Source organism: Halorussus marinus, from assembly GCF_004765795.1.
In the GTDB taxonomy this organism is placed as follows: Archaea; Halobacteriota; Halobacteria; order Halobacteriales; family Haladaptataceae; genus Halorussus; species Halorussus marinus.
Genome location: NZ_SBIV01000001.1, coordinates 629,482 through 644,751 on the forward strand (window position 1 = coordinate 629,482; position 15,270 = coordinate 644,751).

At 67.7% G+C, this 15,270-nt stretch carries 17 protein-coding genes; 13 read left to right on the forward strand and 4 right to left on the reverse strand.

The window, feature by feature from the left end; genetic code table 11:
• Positions 1-43 precede the first annotated feature (43 nt).
• The 3 genes from EPY72_RS03220 (at position 44) to EPY72_RS03230 (ending at position 3,248) form a co-directional block, all read left to right on the forward strand.
• Positions 44-1,072 (forward strand): phosphate uptake regulator PhoU, encoded by a 1,029-nt coding sequence (locus EPY72_RS03220; RefSeq protein WP_134670546.1) that lies wholly within the window; start codon positions 44-46, stop codon positions 1,070-1,072.
• 92 nt (positions 1,073-1,164) lie between these two features.
• Entirely contained in the window at positions 1,165-2,673 is a 1,509-nt protein-coding gene (locus EPY72_RS03225) for a DUF7125 family protein (RefSeq protein ID WP_135805547.1), read from the forward strand.
• A complete protein-coding gene (locus EPY72_RS03230) occupies positions 2,673-3,248 on the forward strand; it encodes a DUF7504 family protein (RefSeq protein WP_135805548.1) in 576 nt (191 codons plus the stop codon). Before EPY72_RS03225 ends, EPY72_RS03230 begins: the two co-directional genes overlap by 1 nt.
• Before the next feature lie 28 nt (positions 3,249-3,276).
• On the opposite strand, the gene EPY72_RS03235 is transcribed toward EPY72_RS03230, so the two are convergent.
• The gene (locus EPY72_RS03235; RefSeq protein ID WP_134670680.1) at positions 3,277-3,660 is read right to left on the reverse strand and encodes a DUF7528 family protein; all 384 of its coding nucleotides are present in this window, start codon (positions 3,658-3,660) and stop codon (positions 3,277-3,279) included.
• A 377-nt stretch (positions 3,661-4,037) separates the two neighbouring features.
• Between EPY72_RS03235 and EPY72_RS03240 the strand changes: the two genes are divergently transcribed.
• From EPY72_RS03240 to EPY72_RS03265, 6 genes are all read left to right on the forward strand, one after another.
• Positions 4,038-4,226: a DUF7525 family protein gene (locus EPY72_RS03240; RefSeq protein WP_134670543.1), complete on the forward strand. Its 189-nt coding sequence runs from the start codon at positions 4,038-4,040 to the stop codon at positions 4,224-4,226.
• A 69-nt stretch (positions 4,227-4,295) separates the two neighbouring features.
• The gene (locus EPY72_RS03245) at positions 4,296-4,520 is read left to right on the forward strand and encodes a DUF7123 family protein (RefSeq protein ID WP_134670542.1); all 225 of its coding nucleotides are present in this window, start codon (positions 4,296-4,298) and stop codon (positions 4,518-4,520) included.
• 38 nt (positions 4,521-4,558) lie between these two features.
• The gene (locus tag EPY72_RS03250) at positions 4,559-4,981 is read left to right on the forward strand and encodes an SRPBCC family protein (protein WP_134670541.1); all 423 of its coding nucleotides are present in this window, start codon (positions 4,559-4,561) and stop codon (positions 4,979-4,981) included.
• Positions 4,978-5,781, forward strand: a complete 804-nt coding sequence (locus EPY72_RS03255) for a carbon-nitrogen family hydrolase (protein ID WP_135805549.1) — start codon at positions 4,978-4,980, stop codon at positions 5,779-5,781. The genes EPY72_RS03250 and EPY72_RS03255 overlap by 4 nt, the downstream gene beginning before the upstream one ends.
• A 58-nt stretch (positions 5,782-5,839) precedes the next feature.
• Positions 5,840-6,436, forward strand: a complete 597-nt coding sequence (locus EPY72_RS03260) for a twin-arginine translocation signal domain-containing protein (RefSeq protein ID WP_135805550.1) — start codon at positions 5,840-5,842, stop codon at positions 6,434-6,436.
• Between the two features lie 63 nt (positions 6,437-6,499).
• Positions 6,500-7,081 (forward strand): DUF7344 domain-containing protein, encoded by a 582-nt coding sequence (locus tag EPY72_RS03265; RefSeq protein WP_135805551.1) that lies wholly within the window; start codon positions 6,500-6,502, stop codon positions 7,079-7,081.
• Between the two features lie 51 nt (positions 7,082-7,132).
• Here EPY72_RS03265 and EPY72_RS03270 read toward each other — a convergent pair whose 3' ends face one another.
• Positions 7,133-7,549 carry a DUF7344 domain-containing protein gene (locus EPY72_RS03270; protein WP_135805552.1) on the reverse strand — a complete coding sequence of 139 codons (417 nt, stop codon included), beginning with the start codon at positions 7,547-7,549 and terminating at the stop codon, positions 7,133-7,135.
• 128 nt (positions 7,550-7,677) lie between these two features.
• Between EPY72_RS03270 and EPY72_RS03275 the strand changes: the two genes are divergently transcribed.
• On the forward strand, positions 7,678-8,916 hold the full coding sequence (locus EPY72_RS03275) for a DUF7504 family protein (RefSeq protein WP_135805553.1): 1,239 nt from the start codon (positions 7,678-7,680) through the stop codon (positions 8,914-8,916).
• 147 nt (positions 8,917-9,063) lie between these two features.
• Here EPY72_RS03275 and EPY72_RS03280 read toward each other — a convergent pair whose 3' ends face one another.
• Both EPY72_RS03280 and EPY72_RS03285 read right to left on the reverse strand, forming a co-directional pair.
• Complete coding sequence (locus tag EPY72_RS03280; protein ID WP_135805554.1) at positions 9,064-10,602, reverse strand: aldehyde dehydrogenase family protein; 1,539 nt, start codon at positions 10,600-10,602, stop codon at positions 9,064-9,066.
• Positions 10,603-10,693: 91 nt separating this feature from the next.
• Positions 10,694-11,506, reverse strand: a complete 813-nt coding sequence (locus tag EPY72_RS03285; protein WP_134670535.1) for an RIO1 family regulatory kinase/ATPase domain-containing protein — start codon at positions 11,504-11,506, stop codon at positions 10,694-10,696.
• 121 nt (positions 11,507-11,627) lie between these two features.
• Here EPY72_RS03285 and EPY72_RS03290 point away from each other — a divergent pair, with 121 nt between their 5' ends.
• The 3 genes from EPY72_RS03290 (at position 11,628) to EPY72_RS03300 (ending at position 15,155) form a co-directional block, all read left to right on the forward strand.
• Entirely contained in the window at positions 11,628-12,377 is a 750-nt protein-coding gene (locus EPY72_RS03290) for a proteasome assembly chaperone family protein (protein WP_134670534.1), read from the forward strand.
• Positions 12,378-12,502: 125 nt separating this feature from the next.
• On the forward strand, positions 12,503-13,558 hold the full coding sequence (gene trmB, locus EPY72_RS03295) for an HTH-type sugar sensing transcriptional regulator TrmB (RefSeq protein ID WP_135805555.1): 1,056 nt from the start codon (positions 12,503-12,505) through the stop codon (positions 13,556-13,558).
• 154 nt (positions 13,559-13,712) lie between these two features.
• Positions 13,713-15,155, forward strand: a complete 1,443-nt coding sequence (locus tag EPY72_RS03300; RefSeq protein ID WP_135805556.1) for a sulfatase family protein — start codon at positions 13,713-13,715, stop codon at positions 15,153-15,155.
• The last annotated feature ends 115 nt before the right edge of the window (positions 15,156-15,270 follow it).

Sequence of the window (15,270 nt, forward strand, 5' to 3'; positions counted from 1 at the left end):
CATCTAGGGAAGCTTAAGGTGCTCGCTCTCTGACTAGGGGCGTATGGAGACGCGGAAGGTCCAACGGCTCGGCCCCTCGACGCTGGCGATGACGCTCCCGGCGGAGTGGGCCTCGGAGAACAGCGTGGAGAAAGGCGACGAGGTGTCGCTCCGGATGGGCGGCAAGGGGACCCTGACGGTCCTGCCGGAGTCGGCCCACACCGAAGAGTCCGAAGCGGTCATTCACGCGGAGAACCTCGACGCGGACGCGGTCGAGCGCGCCATCGTCGCCCAGTACGTACTCGGACGGCGGGTGATCCACGTCGAGAGCGAGGACACCCTCGAGAGTGCACACATCAACGCGGTGTACAAGGCCGAGACCCAGCTCATGGGACTGGGCGTGGTCGAAGAGACTCCCGACAGCATCGCCATCCGGTGTTCGGTCGACCCCGAGGACTTCAACCTCGACAACCTGCTCGAACGCCTCGAGAACACGGGCTCGACGATGCGCGGAGAGGCGGTCAAGGCGCTCGCCCACGGCAACCCTGATCTGGCCCAGCGGGCGCTCAACCGCGAGCGCCAGGCGAACAAGATCTTCGTGCTGTTGCTCCGGCTGATCTTCACCGCCTACCAGAACCCGGTGTTGGCTCGGGCGGTCGACCTCGACACCGGCTTCCCGCTCATCGGCTATCGCTCGATCGCGAAGAACCTCGAACTCACCGCGGACAACGCCGAGGACATCGCGGAGATCGTCCTCGAATCCGACAGTCACACCCTCGACGTCGACGGCCAGACGATGCGGCGCATCCGGGAGTTCACCGATCAGGTCGACGAGATCACCGCGCTCGCGGTCGAAGCCGCGGTCGAGCGCGACTACGACAAGACCCGTGAGGTCGGCGCGCTGTTCCACGAGATCGGCGACCGGGAGTCCGACATCCTCTCGGATCTGCCCGAGATGGACAACGACTCGCTGCTGGCGGTCCGGGAGGTGCTGGTCAGCCTCCAACAGACCGCCCAGTACGCCGTTCGGAACGCCGAGATCGCCGCGAACCTCGCGCTGAACGAGGAGAGCGAGCACACGACGATCAACTGAGCCGCCGTCCGGTCCGGTGGGCGATCGCCGACGCCGATCGCGGCTCTCTGCGTTCCCGCAGATTTTTACGCGCTTGGTTCGACCGTTGGTCAATGACAGACGCGACGGGCAGTACCGTGTTAGACAGAGCGCTGAACGGCGGGCTTCCCGAGGGGCGGACGGTGCTGGTCACCGGCGGCCCGGGAACGGGCAAATCGACGCTGGGAATGCAGTTCCTGCAGGCCGGCCTCGAGGCGGGCGAGCGCTGCCTGTTCGTCAGTACCGAACAGACCGACGAGGAAGTGCGGGCGTCGTTCGAGTCGTTCGCGTTCGATCTCGACCACCCCGACCTCACGCTCACGTCGCTCCACGCCCGGTCGGGCGAGACGCTCGAAGACGACGAGGAGGTGTTGACCCTCCAGACGCTCGACGGCGGGCCAACGCTCGACGACAACTACGCGGCGCCGTTCGAACCCCAGTACATCGTCGAAGAGCTCTCGTCGTACGGACCGGTCGACCGCGTGGTGCTCGACAGCGTCTCGGGGCTGTCGGCGATGGGCGAGGACTACGACACCTACCGCCGGGCGGTGTTCGACCTCGTCAGGCTGTTCAACGACGAGTTCGGCGCGACCGCCATGCTGACCGCAGAGCAGAGCGAGGCCACCGGCTCGGTCGAGGGCACCCAGTCGGTCGCGGCGTCCGACGCGATCCAGTTTAACACCCACGGCGTGATCCGACTGTGGCGCGAGAACGTCGAGGGCGACTACCACCGGTTCGTGGAGGTGATGAAGATGCGCGGGGTCGATCACGACACGCGGGTCTTCGAACTGGGCTTCGACGACGCGGGGCTCCGGACCTACCCGCGGATGCGGACCCACCCCGGCGAGTTCCGGCCCGACGAGTACTTCGAGACGGGGATCGAGGGCCTCGACGCGCTCATGGGCGGGGGCGTCGCGCTCGGGGGGAGTCTCCTGTTGCAACACGACGGTCAGGCCAGCCCTCACTCCGTGCTGACGAACCTGATCGCCCGGGCGATCGAGGCGGACATGTCGATCCTGATCGTCCCGCCGGTCGAACTCCCCCCCAAGCGGCTCCGGTCGATCATCGACGAACGGGTCGGGTACATGGACGACCTGCTGAACGACGACCGGCTCTTTCTGCTCGACTACACCAACATCTGGGAGAACACCAGACGCAACGTGTTCAAGCCGGTCGCCCACGACGACGAGACCACCGAGAGCGTCTTCCGGACGGTCCAGGATCGGTCGGCCGACCGGCCGGTGTTGAGCCTCGTCAACATCGAGGCACAGCTCCCGGTCCTCGACGAGGACGAGCTCCGTCGAGTCCGCTTCTGGGAGGAGGAGAACTTCTACCGACCCGGCGACACCTCGGTGTACTTCTTCAATCCGAAGACGGTCGGCGAGGAGCTGTCGATGTTCTACAAGAACGGCGCGTGGCAGGTCCTGCGGACCTGGATCGACGCCACCGGGCTCCAGTACGTCAAGCTCGAAAAGTCCCCGAGCGGCTACATGGGCTCGACGCGGCTCGTCGAGTACACCGACGACGAGCCGTACATGACCGTTCAGTCGCCGCCCCGTCCCGCCGACGGGGGTGGCCGCTGATGGCCGACGCCCCCGACGGCGCGGTCGGTCCGGGGACGAATCACCTCGTTCTGAGCGATCGGATGAACCCCGAGCGCGTGCGGTTGTGCTACCGTCTGCTGACGGCGCCTTCGGTCGACCCCTCCGAGATCAACGTGATTCAGGTCTCGTACACGAAGTCGGCCGAGGACATCGTCGCCGAGTGGCGAGAGCACGTCGGGACCCTTCCGGCGAACCTCTACGTCGTCGCGACCCAGAGCAGTCGGGGGCTCAACGACGAGTCGCCGGTCGAGGAGAACGTGACGGTCGTGACCGCCCATCCCAACGATCTGACGGGGCTCGCGATGCGACTGCGAGACATCGTCAAAGAGGGGCTGTCGGACGACCGGCCGCTCACCGTGGGGTTCGACTCGCTCACGCCGTTGCTCGAGTACAACGACGTCCAGTCGACCTACAAGTTCCTGCACATGTTCACCGGGCGGCTCGCCGAGGTGAACGCCGTCACTCACTTCCACCTCGATCCGAACGCGTTCGAGGACAAGACGGTCCACAAGCTCAAGACGCTGGTCGACCAGATTCACTCCCTCGAAGAGTAAGTCCGGCCCGTCGTCGGGCCGCGGTCGGTCAGTCCGCGCTCGCGAGCTCGCCGTCCTCGCTCGCCGCCGCCTCGGTGGTCTTCTCTGCGGTCAGCGGGTTCCGTCGGGTGATTCCGCAGTCGAACGCGGGGTGCTCGGCGAAGTGACGCACCAGCATGTGGCGCCGCGAGCCCGTGATCCCGGTCCGGCCGACGTGGTCGGCGGTGAACTCCGCGGGGAGCCGGTCGAACATCCGGCGCAACGCGCCGAAGCTCTCGAACACCTTGGAGTTGCCCGCCGAGTCGGCGCCCCGCCGGGACACCTCGTAGGTGCCGTCCTCGCGGTGGACGCCCGCGGTCCGGAAGAACTCCCGGCGCTCGGTCAGCGCGGACCCGACCGCCTCCTGCAGGTCCGCGGCCTCGTCTCTACTCAGTTCGTAGTCGTCACCGTCGACCGCCAGAACTATCGATTCACCGTCTCGTCGTACCGTTACGTCGTTCTCATCGACCGAGAAGAACTCGATCAGGAGCCTGAACACTCCGGGTCATGTACTCGTATCTCTTACCTCGGGCATTAAAGTTCTACCGGCGAGCGCAAAGGTTACGCCGACGCGTCCGTCCTCGCGGGGTTCGACGGCTCGCAAGCCCGTGTGGTGGCGAGCGCAGACTTCGACGGGCGGGGCTCGGAGTACTCCGGGCATACCGTCGAGTAACGGTGGGTTGGGGCTACGCCGTCGCGGGCGAGGCCGGCGACGCGAGGTCTGGGCGGCGAGTAGAATGAACTAAGTTGGGGCCGGCGAAAGCACTCGGCATGGCCGAACACGAGACGGTTTCGACCGACAAAGGTATCGGACTCGCCACGCTGTTCACGCTGTTGGCCGTCGTCGCCGCCGGGGCGATGCTCCTCACGCCGGGGAGCCAACTCGCCGCGTGGGGGTTCGCGGGTGCGATGATCGGCGGCGTACTCGCAGTCGCGGCCGTCCACCTCTTCTGGCGGTAACCGGGTCGGGCACGTTTCTCGCCGGGCGGGAAATCGTTAAGGGTGCGAGCGCCCTATAGGGCGGTGAGGATGACTGACTACACCGACGAGGAACGGCGCATTATCGCGTACCTCAGCGAGAGCGTCTCGCGCGGAGAGCGATACTTCCGCGCGAAGAACATCGCCGAGCAGCTTGGTCTGTCGTCCAAACAGGTCGGTGTTCGACTCCCGCGGCTCGCCGAGAAGACCGAGGAGGTCGACATCGAGAAGTGGGGGCGTGCGCGCTCGACGACGTGGAAGGTAACGCCGAGTTAGTCCGGCGGCTTTTTGGCGGCGTGGCCCCAAGGCCCGATATGACAGTCCGGGTGGAGCGGACGTTCGAGCTCGACGTACCGCCGGAAGACGTGTGGGAATTCATCTCCGACCCGGAGCGACGGGCAAGCGTCATCAGCGTCGTCAAAGATTACGAGCGGACGGGCGAACACTCCTCGATCTGGCACATCTCGGTCCCGATTCCCTTTCTGGACGCGACCGTGGAGGTCGAGACCGAAGACGTCGAACGCGACCCGCCGACCCACGTCAAGTTCGTCGGCAAATCCTCGGCGCTCCGAGTGACCGGCGAACACGAGATACAGGAGACCGAGACCGGGAGCCGGCTCGTGAACCAGTTCGTCGTCGAGGGCAGGGTCCCCGGCATCGAGGGTTACTTCAAGAAGAACCTCGACGACGAACTCGACAACCTCGAAGACGCCCTCAGCGAGGAGGCGACCGCGTGAGGCTGGCGCTGGCCCAGCTCGACATCGAGTCGGGCGCGGTCGAGCGCAACCGACGGCGGGCGCTCGACGCCGTCGGCGCGGCCGCCGACCGGGGCGCTGATCTCGTGGCGTTGCCCGAGATCTTCAACGTCGGCTACTTCGCGTTCGACGCCTACGCCCGGGCCGCCGAACCCCTCGACGGGCCGACCCTCTCGGCGATCGCCGACGCCGCCGCCGACCGCGACGTCGCGGTGCTGGCCGGGAGCATCGTCGAGGACCTCGCCGAGACGGAGGGCGTCCAGACGCCGGCCGACGAGGGGCTGGCCAACACCTCGGTGCTGTTCGATCGGGACGGGATCCGGCGGGCGGTGTACCGCAAGCACCACCTCTTTGGCTACGAGTCCGCCGAGGCCGAACTGCTGGTCCCGGGCGAGTCCCTCGGCGTCGCGAGCCTCGACGGCGCGACCGTCGGGATGACTACGTGCTACGATCTGCGGTTTCCGGAGCTGTACCGCGAACTCGCCGAGCGCGGCGCCGACCTGATCGTGGTGCCGAGCGCGTGGCCGTACCCCCGGGTCGAACACTGGAAGCTCCTCCCGCGGGCCCGCGCGGTCGAGAACCAACTGTTCGTCGCGGCCGTCAACGGCTCGGGGTCGGACGACGACGCCACGTTGCTCGGACGGTCGACGGTGTTCGACCCGTGGGGGACCGCGCTCGCGAGCACGGGCGACGAGCCCGACCTCGTGGTGACGGACGTCGACCTCGACCGGGTGGGTCGGGTCCGCGAGGAGTTCCCGGCGTGGCACGATCGGCGGCGCTGACAGCTCACTCAGCGTACGAAAACGCCTATCCTCGTCGTCGCTGTACGACAGGCCCGTAATGGGGGGATCTGATCCGGAACGGACGCGGGGGGTATCGCTCGATCGCCGGACGTTCGTGAAACGGAGCGCCGCGGGGTCGGTGGGCGTCGGTCTCGGCCTCGGATTCGGCTCCCAAGACGAGTCGACGCCCGAGGAGCCGGGCATCCAGACCTACGACTTCGTCGTCCCGGAAGACTCGGTTCCGGGGACCAGTTACGTCAACAAGTTCCTGTTCGTGACGGCTTCCCGGCGCGAGCGTGAGTCGGTCCCGTTCGCAGGGTGTTTCGAACGAACCGAGGAGCGAGACGTGGACAACTTCGACGAAGGGGCGTACGTGTGGGACGGCGTCGTGGTCGACGCCACCGACTCGCTCCAACTGTTCGGCGGGGACGATGCTCTCGAACGGATACGCCGGATGCTCGAAGGCGACGTGGAGTTCCCGGACGCGCTCACCGGAGGGATCGGGAGCGTCACGGAGACGAGGCTTTTCACGCCGGTTTCGGCCGGCGCTCTCCCGCTCGACGAGGGCTACCGGGTGGTCGGCGGCGAGAACTGTGACGCCGGCTACGTCCGACTCGAAGCTCACGAGCTCGCCGAAGAAGTGACCGGGAACTGAGTCGGTCGGCCGTCGAAACCCGAACGTTAATTACTCTCTGTACAAATATACGACAATAGACAGATGTCTGGGGCGGTAAGTGGAACCGACTCCGGGACCGTCGACGGTGACCGGAGCACGGCCCGACCCTCGCGGGACGCGATGTTCGACCTGCTCGGAAACGCGCGTCGTCGGCGGACGCTCCGCCACCTGCTGGACGAGTCGCGCATCCCGATCACCGACCTCAGCGCCCGGATCGCCGCGTGGGAGAACGACACGACCGTCGAGGCGGTCTCTGGACGCCAGCGCAAGCAGGTGTACTCCTCGCTCTACCAGACCCACGTCCCGCGGCTCGACGACCACGGGCTGGCGCGCTACGACGCCGACGACCGCGTTGTCGAACTGACCGGCGACGCCGCGTACCTCCGGCGGTTCCTCGACGTGACCGAGCCGGCCCGGCCCCGAGACACCCGCCGGTGGAGCCGGTATTTCTTCCTCACCGCGGTCGTCGGCAGCGCGGTGATCGCGGGCCACTGGCTGGGGACGACGCCGGCGACCCACCTCGCGACCGAGGACCTCTACGGCCTGCTCACGGTGGCGTTCATGATGCTCAGCGTCTCGTTCGTGATGGCGGTCGAGGGCCGGAAGATTCTACAGTCCGAGTGAGACCGGTGAGGAGACGGGGCGGTCCGGAGCGATGCGCCGGCGAACGTCCGCTCAGTCGTCCAGTTCTATCGTCCGACAGACGTCCAGAAGCGTCTCGACCGTTTCCGGCGGCCAGGAGTAGCTGATCGCGCCGCTCCGGTCGTCGTACTCGACGATGCCCGCCTCAGAGAGTTTCGGGAGGTGGACGTGATACAGGTCGGTCTCGATGCGATCGACGCCCTCGCTCGACATCTCGTCGACTGACACGCCCGTCTGGCGGGCCGCCAGCTCCCTCGCGAGCCCCGACACCGTCTCCGGATCGCGCTCGGCCAGACAGTAGAGCGCGTCGCGACGGCGCCGGTGGGCCAGCGCGTTCAGCGTCGCGTCGAGCCGCGAGCGCGTCTCGTCGGACGCCAACCGTTCGGCGAGGTCGAGCGGCGTTTCCGGATCGAATGTGTCCTCGTCGCGGCCGCGACCGTTGTCAGCCATTACTGGTCGGGACGTGACGGACGATCATAAATCACCGGAACCGGACAGCCGCCCCGCGTCGGACCGATCGTCGCGAACAAACGAACGATGGATATTCACCGCTGTAGTCCCGAGTACAGCCAACCAGAATGAACGAGAGGTCCCCGCCTGACCCCGCTCCCCTCGTCGACGCGGCTCGCAGGACGTGTCACGACCCCCGGAGCGACCGCCCGGTCACCACAACGGTCATCGAGACCGTCGCGGCGGCGGCCGACGCTGACTCGCTCGAGTTACCCCCGCTGTACGAGCAGGTCAGTCCGGACGCGCTAAACGAGTTCGTCGCGTCCGCGACCGACGCGTCCGACCGCGCCGGCCACGTCACGGTCGCGTTCCCGTTTCACGACCGGCTCGTCTCCGTGACCCGAGCGGGTCGGATCGGCGTTTCGAGCCCGGTCGCGCGCGACGCCCGCCGCGAGCGGCTCCGCCCCGAGCCCACCGTCCGGGACTCGGTCGTCGTCCACCGAGCCGACGACGACGAACGGCTGTCCAAGGGCCTCCTGAGAGCCGTCGCGAGCACGACCGGACTCGAACCGGCCGCCGTGACAGACCGATTCGCGGACCTCCTCGGAACCGACGCGATCGACACCCTGTTTCGGCCGAGAGCGAACGACCGCCGCCGGGAGGTCGGTGCGGTCTGGTTTCCGTTCCGGAAGTACGACGTGACCGTGTTCGCCGATCGGACGATCGAGCTCCGGCCGACGCTGTCGCGGCTCAAGCGCACGGGCGGGAACGTGCTGGTCGTCGGGTCGGTCCCCGACGACGTGATCGGCGCCGTGAGCGCGCCGCTTCTCGGGGCCCCCGACCTCGATCGGACGCGGCTGATCGCGCTCCACGGGACGACCGTCGAGACCGCCTGCGCGCGCCTGCGGTCGGTCGAGACCACCGGAGCGGACGCACACGTCATCGACTCCCGGGCCAGCGCTCGCTCGGCGACGGCGGTCGACCCCGACACCGGCGTTCGCGTCTCGGAGGCGGACGGGGGCCTCGACGACCTGGCGACGAGGATCGACGACGCGATCGAGTCGTTCGAGCGCCAGTCGGAGCTCGACCCCGCCGAACTCCGCTTCTGTCTGGATTCGCTCGGCTCGCTCGCTCGGTCCCACGACTCGGCGGACGTCGCGTCGTTCCTCCGGTCGGTGATCCGGTCGGTCGATCGGGTCTCGGGGATCGGCCACTACGTCCTCCCGGCCCCGCGGGACGCCGAGGTCGTGCGGACGTTCGAACCGCTGTTCGACGCGGTCGTCGAGGTGGGCGTTGGCGCCGACGGTCCGATCCAGCGGTGGCATCTCGAAGCCGCGGGCTACACCACCGATTGGTTCCCCGCCTGAGGCCGCCGTCGGTCGGCTCGCGGCCGTCCCACCGGCTCACGAGCGAGACGGCGACCGAACCGCTCGCAGGGTCCACTCGCTTCTCGAAAACCGTCGGAGGCGTTCGCGTTCGGTCGGCCGAAAAATGCGCGTGATCGTCGCTCGGGATCAGTCGTCGCCGGAGGTCTTGATGTCCGCCGAGAGGCCCTGTGCCATCTCGATGTCCTTGCTGTTGTTCAGCGTCCAGGCGGTGCGCTCGGTGACGGCCTCGATGGCCTCGCGGGCGCTCGGATAGCCGTTGCCCGACTTCTTGACGCCGCCGAACGGGAGCTGGACCTCCGCACCGATACACGGCAGGTTCGCGTACGCCAGTCCGAGCTCCGCCTCGTCGCGGAACTGGTTGATCTGGCGGTAGTCCTCGGAGATGACGGCCCCGGCCAGCCCGTAGGGGGTGTCGTTGTGGATCTCCATCGCGCGGTCCATGTCGCCCGAGTACTCGATGAGCGCGACGTGGGGACCGAAGACCTCCTCCTGAATGCACCGGGGGTCCTCGTCGTAGTCGATCTCGTAGACGAACGGACCGACCCAGTAGCCGTCCTCGTGGCCGTCGGGGATCTCGCTGTCGTCGAGTTCCTCCCGGTCGACGAGCACGTTCGCGCCCTCCTCGCGGGCGAGGTCGTTGTACTTGCCGAACTTCTCGACCTGATCTTCGTTGACCATCGGCCCCATGAAGGTGTCCTCGTCGAGGGGGTCGCCGACCGACACGTCCTCGGCGAGATCGACGTAGCGCTCTTTGAACTCGTCGTAGACGTCCTCGTGGACGATGAGCCGCTCGCTGGAGACACACCGCTGGCCGGTCGTCTTGAACGAGGACATGATCGCCGAGTGGACCGCGACATCGAGGTCGGCCTCCTCGGTGACGACGATGCCGTTCTTGCCGCCCATCTCGCAGGCCGCGAGCTTGCCGGGTTCGCCGCCGACCTTGCCCGCGATCTTGTGTCCGACCTCGCTGCTGCCGGTGAACAGGACGGTGTCGACGCGCTCGTCCTCGACGATGGCGTTACCGGCGTCGCCAAAGCCCTGAACCATGTTGAAGACGCCGTCGGGGATGCCGACGTCCTCGAACATCTCGGCGATGATCTGACCGCACCACGGGGTCTGCTCGGCCGGCTTCCAGACGACCGTGTTGCCCTCTACGAGCGCAAGCGCCATGTGCCAGAACGGGATGGCGACCGGGAAGTTCCACGGGGTGATACAGCCGACGACGCCGCGAGGGCTCCGGCGCATGTAGGCGTCCTTGCTCGGAATCTCGGACGGGACCACGTCGCCGTGGGGGTGGCGGGCGTTGCCCGCGGCCCACTCGACCATGTGGGCGGCCTCGACAACGTCGGCTTTCCCCTCGGAGATCTCCTTGCCGCACTCTTTGGTGATGACTTCGCCGAGCTCGTCGGTGCGCTCGCGGAGCTCGTGGTAGATGTCCCAGAGGTACTCGGCTCGGTCGATGTACGACAGCGACGCCCACTCGTCTTCGGCCTCGGCGGCCTCGGCGAGCGCGGCGTCGACGTCGGTGGGCGTCCCGCGGTGGAACTCCCCGAGCGTCTCCTTGTTCGCCGGGTTCACGCTCTCGAACGTCTCGTCGCCGTCGCCGGCCGTCCACTCGCCGCCGATATAGTGCTCGTACGTCTGCTCGCTGGCTTGTTGGCTCATCTCTGGTCGAACGTGGAACCGCCATGATAAAAAAGACTCCCTATTCCGGCCGAACGATCCGGAACCCCCCGTCGCGTGGCTCGACCCGGCCTCAGCCGGCGCTGTTGGCCTCCGCGAGCTTCTCGATTTCGGCTTTGACCTCGACCGCGTCGAAGTCGTGGTCGGGGCGGATGTTCACGAAGTCGAGAAACTCCCGAGCCGCGAGCAGTTCGTCGGACGAGTAGTGGTCGGTCGCCGCCGCGACCGCGGGGCTCGCGCCGATCAGGGGTTCGAGCGCCGCGAGCGCGCACGCGAGATCGTACGAGCGGGCCTCCGCGAGCCCGTTCTCGCGGACGTTGGTCGCGTCGATGAAGTACACTTCCTCGTCGCGGACCAACACGTTCTCGCCCCGGAGGTCGCCGTGGGCGAGCCGATGATCGTGCATCGCCGCCAGCGCCCCGAACACCTCGGGGGCGAACCGCCGGACAGCATCCGGATTCATCTCGTCGAGCGGCCGGAACTCCGGGAGGTACTCCATCACGAGGACGCCCATCCCGTCGACCTCGAACGTCTCGACCGGCGCGGGGACGTTCACCCCGATCTCGCGCATTCGCCGGGTGGCGTCTAGTTCGTGGTCGGCCATCTCCATCGGGTCGTCGAAGTGCTCGAAGAACCCTTCGGTGCCCGACGAGAACACCCCGAGGTTGCGCGCGCCGGTGAAAAGCGCGTGGACCAGCGAGTTCTGTTCGGTCACGATCTTCACGAACCACCGGTCGTCGACGACCGCGGGCGTCGAGAGCCAGTTGTCGGCGTCGAGAAACTCGACGCGGACCGTCGGCTGGTCGTACCGCCGAGCCACCTCCGCGAAGACGGTCTCGAGTCGCTCCCACTCGATGGTTCCCCGAACCAACCGCCGGATGCTCATCGGCTACGGATTCGCGGGCGTCACTCATAAAGTCATCCGCCCGAACGGCGGCCGCGGCCCGACGTCGGTCCCGACCCGTAGCCTACAAAGAACTAACCGACCGGTCTCCGTACACGTCGGTATGGCAACCGATCCATCGGCCCCACCGCGGGCGGCCTCGTTCGAAGTCAACGCCGAAACCGCCGACGAGACGCTGATCGCGGGGTTCTCTCAGTTCGGTCTCGCGGGGCTGACCGCGGTCGACTACCTCGTCGACCACTTCGAGTTCGAGCCGGTCGGCAACGTCACCGCCGACCGGCTTCCCGCGATCACGCCCTTCGAGAACGGCCGGCCGCGCCACCACACCCGGCTGTTCTCGCACGCCGACCGCGACCTGACGGTGCTCGTCGGCGAACTGTTCGTCCCGGCGTGGGCCGCCGAGTCGCTCAGTGAGGCGGTCCTCGAGTGGACACGGACCAACCGGGTCGAGGAGATCGCGATCCTCCAGGGGATGACGATCCCGCACGCCCCCGAGGAACACGAGGTGTTCTACGTCGCGACCGACGACTACCGCGACCACCGGCTCGGGGACGCCGACGTCACGCCGATGGCTCAGGGGTTCCTCGACGGGGTGAACGCCGAACTCGTCGCCCGGGGGCTCGAATCGTCACTCAGGACCGGGGTGTACCTCACGCCGGTCCACTCGCAGGCGCCAGACGTCGAGGCCGCGATCCGACTCCTCGATGCGGTTTCGTCGGTCTACGGCCTCGAACTCGACACCGGGCCCCTCGAAGCGTTCGCCGGGGAGATCCGCGAGTACTACGAGGAGCTTTCGAAGCGGCTCGCCGAGCAGACTCAGGCCGAGGTTCCGGACGATCGGATGTACATGTGACGGTGACTCGCCCCGAAACGCGTCGGCGACCTACCGGGTCCGGACGCTAATGCAACCCGGTTTCGAAAGCCGGTGCTACTCGAAAGTGGGTAAACCATTTACCGCTCGGGTGTGACCGCCCACCTATGACCTCCGACGACCTCCACGCGACGATCGAACGGGTGGGCGAGCGGTTCGACCTCGGGGAGTACGAGATCGACGCCTACCTCACCGTCCTCGAACACGGCGATCTCACGGCGAGCCAGATCGCCGACCGGACCGACATCCCACAGCCGCGGGTGTACGACACGGTCCGGAGCCTCAGCGACCGCGGACTCGTCGAACTCCGGGAGTCGCGCCCGATGAAAGTCATCGCGGTCGACCCCGACGAGGCGTTTTCGGGCGTCCAGTCGTCGCTCTCGGAGATGGTCTCTGAGCTCGAAGCCCGCTACACCGCGCCGGCCCGCGACACCGAGGCGGTGTCGCTGGTGAAGTCCCGGTCGACGATCCTCCGGTACTTCGAAGACGTGATCGAGGCGGCCGAGTTCGAGCTCGCGCTCTCGCTGACGCCGGACCTCCTGGCGCGCTTCGAGGACCGACTCGCCGACGCCGTCGACTCGGGTGTCAGCGTCGAACTGCTGGTCACGCCGGCCTCCGAGGCGCCCGACCCCGACGAGTACGAGTACCTCGACGTGGCGACGACCGCCCGGGCGCGCCGGGGGATCACCACGCCGGTCGTGGCGGTCGCGGACGGCGAGTACTCGATCTACGCCACGCAGGACGCCCTGCGCGACGACGAGGACCGGTACGGCGTCATCTTCAATCGGTCGGCGCTGGGCTTTCTGGTCTCGGGCTTTTTCGGCACCGTGCTCTGGACCACCGCCGAGCGCACGCTCGCGGCCGACGGCGAGGACCGCCCGTTCCCCCGGCGCTACGCCTCCATCCGTCGGTGTGTCAAAGAGTTGCAGGCGCTCGGGGGGGACTTCTACGCCACCATCGAGGGTCGGGACATCGAGACCGGATCGACGCGCGTGATCGAAGGGGAGGTCGTGGGCTTCTCGTTCGAGGGCGGCGAGCGCGTCGCCGGCATGACCGTCGAGATCGACGCCGGCGAGGTCACCGTCGGCGGACAGGTCGCCGCAATCGAGGACATAGAGGCTCACGAAATCATGATCGGTCGGGACGGCCCGCCCGAGCGCTGACCGTCCGGGAGTCCCGGCGGACCCAAGGGGACGCCCCGCGGGGCCGTCCAGATTCCCACGTCGCTTATCCGGCGTGACGGCGTAGCCCCGTCATGCCAGTCGATCCCACGATAGCGGCCGACTCGTCGGGACGGGCCCGCCGGAGGTGTCGGGGGTGACCGACCGTCGCGATATCCTGCTGTTGCTGACCGACCAGGAGCGCTACGACGTCTCGGCCGCCGACGGGCCCGCCGTCGACACGCCCGCGATGGATCGCCTCGCACGCGAGGGCGTCCGGTTCGAGGACGCGTACACGCCGATCGGCATCTGTTCGAGCGCGCGCGCGTCGCTGTTGACCGGGCTCTACCCGCACAATCACGGGATGCTCAACAACTGCCACGAGCCCGACGCGATCCGGCCCAACCTCCCCGAGGACCACGTCACGTTCGGCGAACTGCTCGCTGACGCCGGCTACGCGAACAGCTACGCCGGGAAGTGGCACGTCGGTCGCGACCAGCGCCCGGAGGACTTCGGGTTCGAGACGCTCGCGCGCGAGGACACGACCGAAGCCGACGGCGGGTTCGCGGCCCACCAGCGCGCGCACGGCGTCGACCCCGACGGGATCGAACTCGAAGACGAGATCTACGCCGAGTACGCCGGCGAGGACCTCCTCGTGTCCGCGACGACGCCGGTCCCGAAGGAGGCCACCCTGACCTACTATCTCGCCGAAGTCACCGTCGACCGACTGGAGTCGGCGGCGTCGGGCGACGAGCCGTTCTTCCACCGGACGGACTTCCCGGGGCCCCACCATCCGTACGTCGTCCCCGAGCCGTACGCCTCGATGTACGACCCCGACGAGATACCCCGATGGGGAAACTACGCCGAGACGTTCGACGGAAAGCCGTACGTCCACGAGCAACACCTCGCCTACCGCGGCGTCGAGGGGTTCGACTGGGAGACGTGGGCGCGGGCGATCAGCCACTACTTCGGGTTCGTGACGTTCATCGACGAGCAGATCGGCCGCGTCCTCGACGCGATGGATCGGCTGGGGCTCGACGAGGACACCGTCGTCGTCCACAGCGCCGACCACGGAGACTTCACCGGGAGCCACCGGCAGTTCAACAAGGGCCCGCTGATGTACGAGGAGGTGTACCACATTCCGCTCGTGGTCCGGTGGCCGGACGCCGCCGACGCGGGCCGGACGGTCGAGGAGTTCGTCGGCCTGCACGATCTGATGCCGACGTTTTGCGCCCTCGCCGGCGTGGACTCACCGTCGAGCGTCGACGGCCGGAGCCTCGTTCCGCTACTCACCGGGGACGCCCCGGACGACTGGCGCGAGCGCTTGGTCGCCGAGTACCACGGCGAGGAGTTCGGCCTGTACAGCCAGCGAATGGTCCGGGCGGGCGACTACAAGCTGGTGTACAATGCCTTCGACACCGACGAGCTGTACGACCTCGCCGAGGACCCCCACGAGCTCCGGAACCTCGTCGACCATCCCGACTACCGCGAGGTGTACCGGGAGTTACGGTCGGAACTGGGCGAGTGGATGGACCGGACCGACGACCCCATCGGCCCGTGGACCCGGAGGGTGCTGGACAAGTCGGCGGACTCGCAGTGACAGCCCAACCGAGACGACTCGGCGTCTCGGCCCCGGGCCCGTGGACCTGAGCCGGTCGCGGCCCCGTTCGCGGCGGGGGACGGCCGTGGCGCGCGTCGGTTCGCTCGTTAGTTAT

What these genes read in the sequence shown, in the direction of transcription:
- EPY72_RS03220 (WP_134670546.1), top strand. Translation starts at nt 44, where the DNA reads ATGGAGACGCGGAAGGTCCAACGGCTCGGCCCCTCGACGCTGGCGATG.
- EPY72_RS03225 (WP_135805547.1), top strand. Translation starts at nt 1,165, where the DNA reads ATGACAGACGCGACGGGCAGTACCGTGTTAGACAGAGCGCTGAACGGC.
- EPY72_RS03230 (WP_135805548.1), top strand. Translation starts at nt 2,673, where the DNA reads ATGGCCGACGCCCCCGACGGCGCGGTCGGTCCGGGGACGAATCACCTC.
- EPY72_RS03240 (WP_134670543.1), top strand. Translation starts at nt 4,038, where the DNA reads ATGGCCGAACACGAGACGGTTTCGACCGACAAAGGTATCGGACTCGCC.
- EPY72_RS03245 (WP_134670542.1), top strand. Translation starts at nt 4,296, where the DNA reads ATGACTGACTACACCGACGAGGAACGGCGCATTATCGCGTACCTCAGC.
- EPY72_RS03250 (WP_134670541.1), top strand. Translation starts at nt 4,559, where the DNA reads ATGACAGTCCGGGTGGAGCGGACGTTCGAGCTCGACGTACCGCCGGAA.
- EPY72_RS03260 (WP_135805550.1), top strand. Translation starts at nt 5,840, where the DNA reads ATGGGGGGATCTGATCCGGAACGGACGCGGGGGGTATCGCTCGATCGC.
- EPY72_RS03265 (WP_135805551.1), top strand. Translation starts at nt 6,500, where the DNA reads ATGTCTGGGGCGGTAAGTGGAACCGACTCCGGGACCGTCGACGGTGAC.
- EPY72_RS03270 (WP_135805552.1), bottom strand. Translation starts at nt 7,549, where the DNA reads ATGGCTGACAACGGTCGCGGCCGCGACGAGGACACATTCGATCCGGAA.
- EPY72_RS03275 (WP_135805553.1), top strand. Translation starts at nt 7,678, where the DNA reads ATGAACGAGAGGTCCCCGCCTGACCCCGCTCCCCTCGTCGACGCGGCT.
- EPY72_RS03280 (WP_135805554.1), bottom strand. Translation starts at nt 10,602, where the DNA reads ATGAGCCAACAAGCCAGCGAGCAGACGTACGAGCACTATATCGGCGGC.
- EPY72_RS03285 (WP_134670535.1), bottom strand. Translation starts at nt 11,506, where the DNA reads ATGAGCATCCGGCGGTTGGTTCGGGGAACCATCGAGTGGGAGCGACTC.
- EPY72_RS03290 (WP_134670534.1), top strand. Translation starts at nt 11,628, where the DNA reads ATGGCAACCGATCCATCGGCCCCACCGCGGGCGGCCTCGTTCGAAGTC.
- trmB (WP_135805555.1), top strand. Translation starts at nt 12,503, where the DNA reads ATGACCTCCGACGACCTCCACGCGACGATCGAACGGGTGGGCGAGCGG.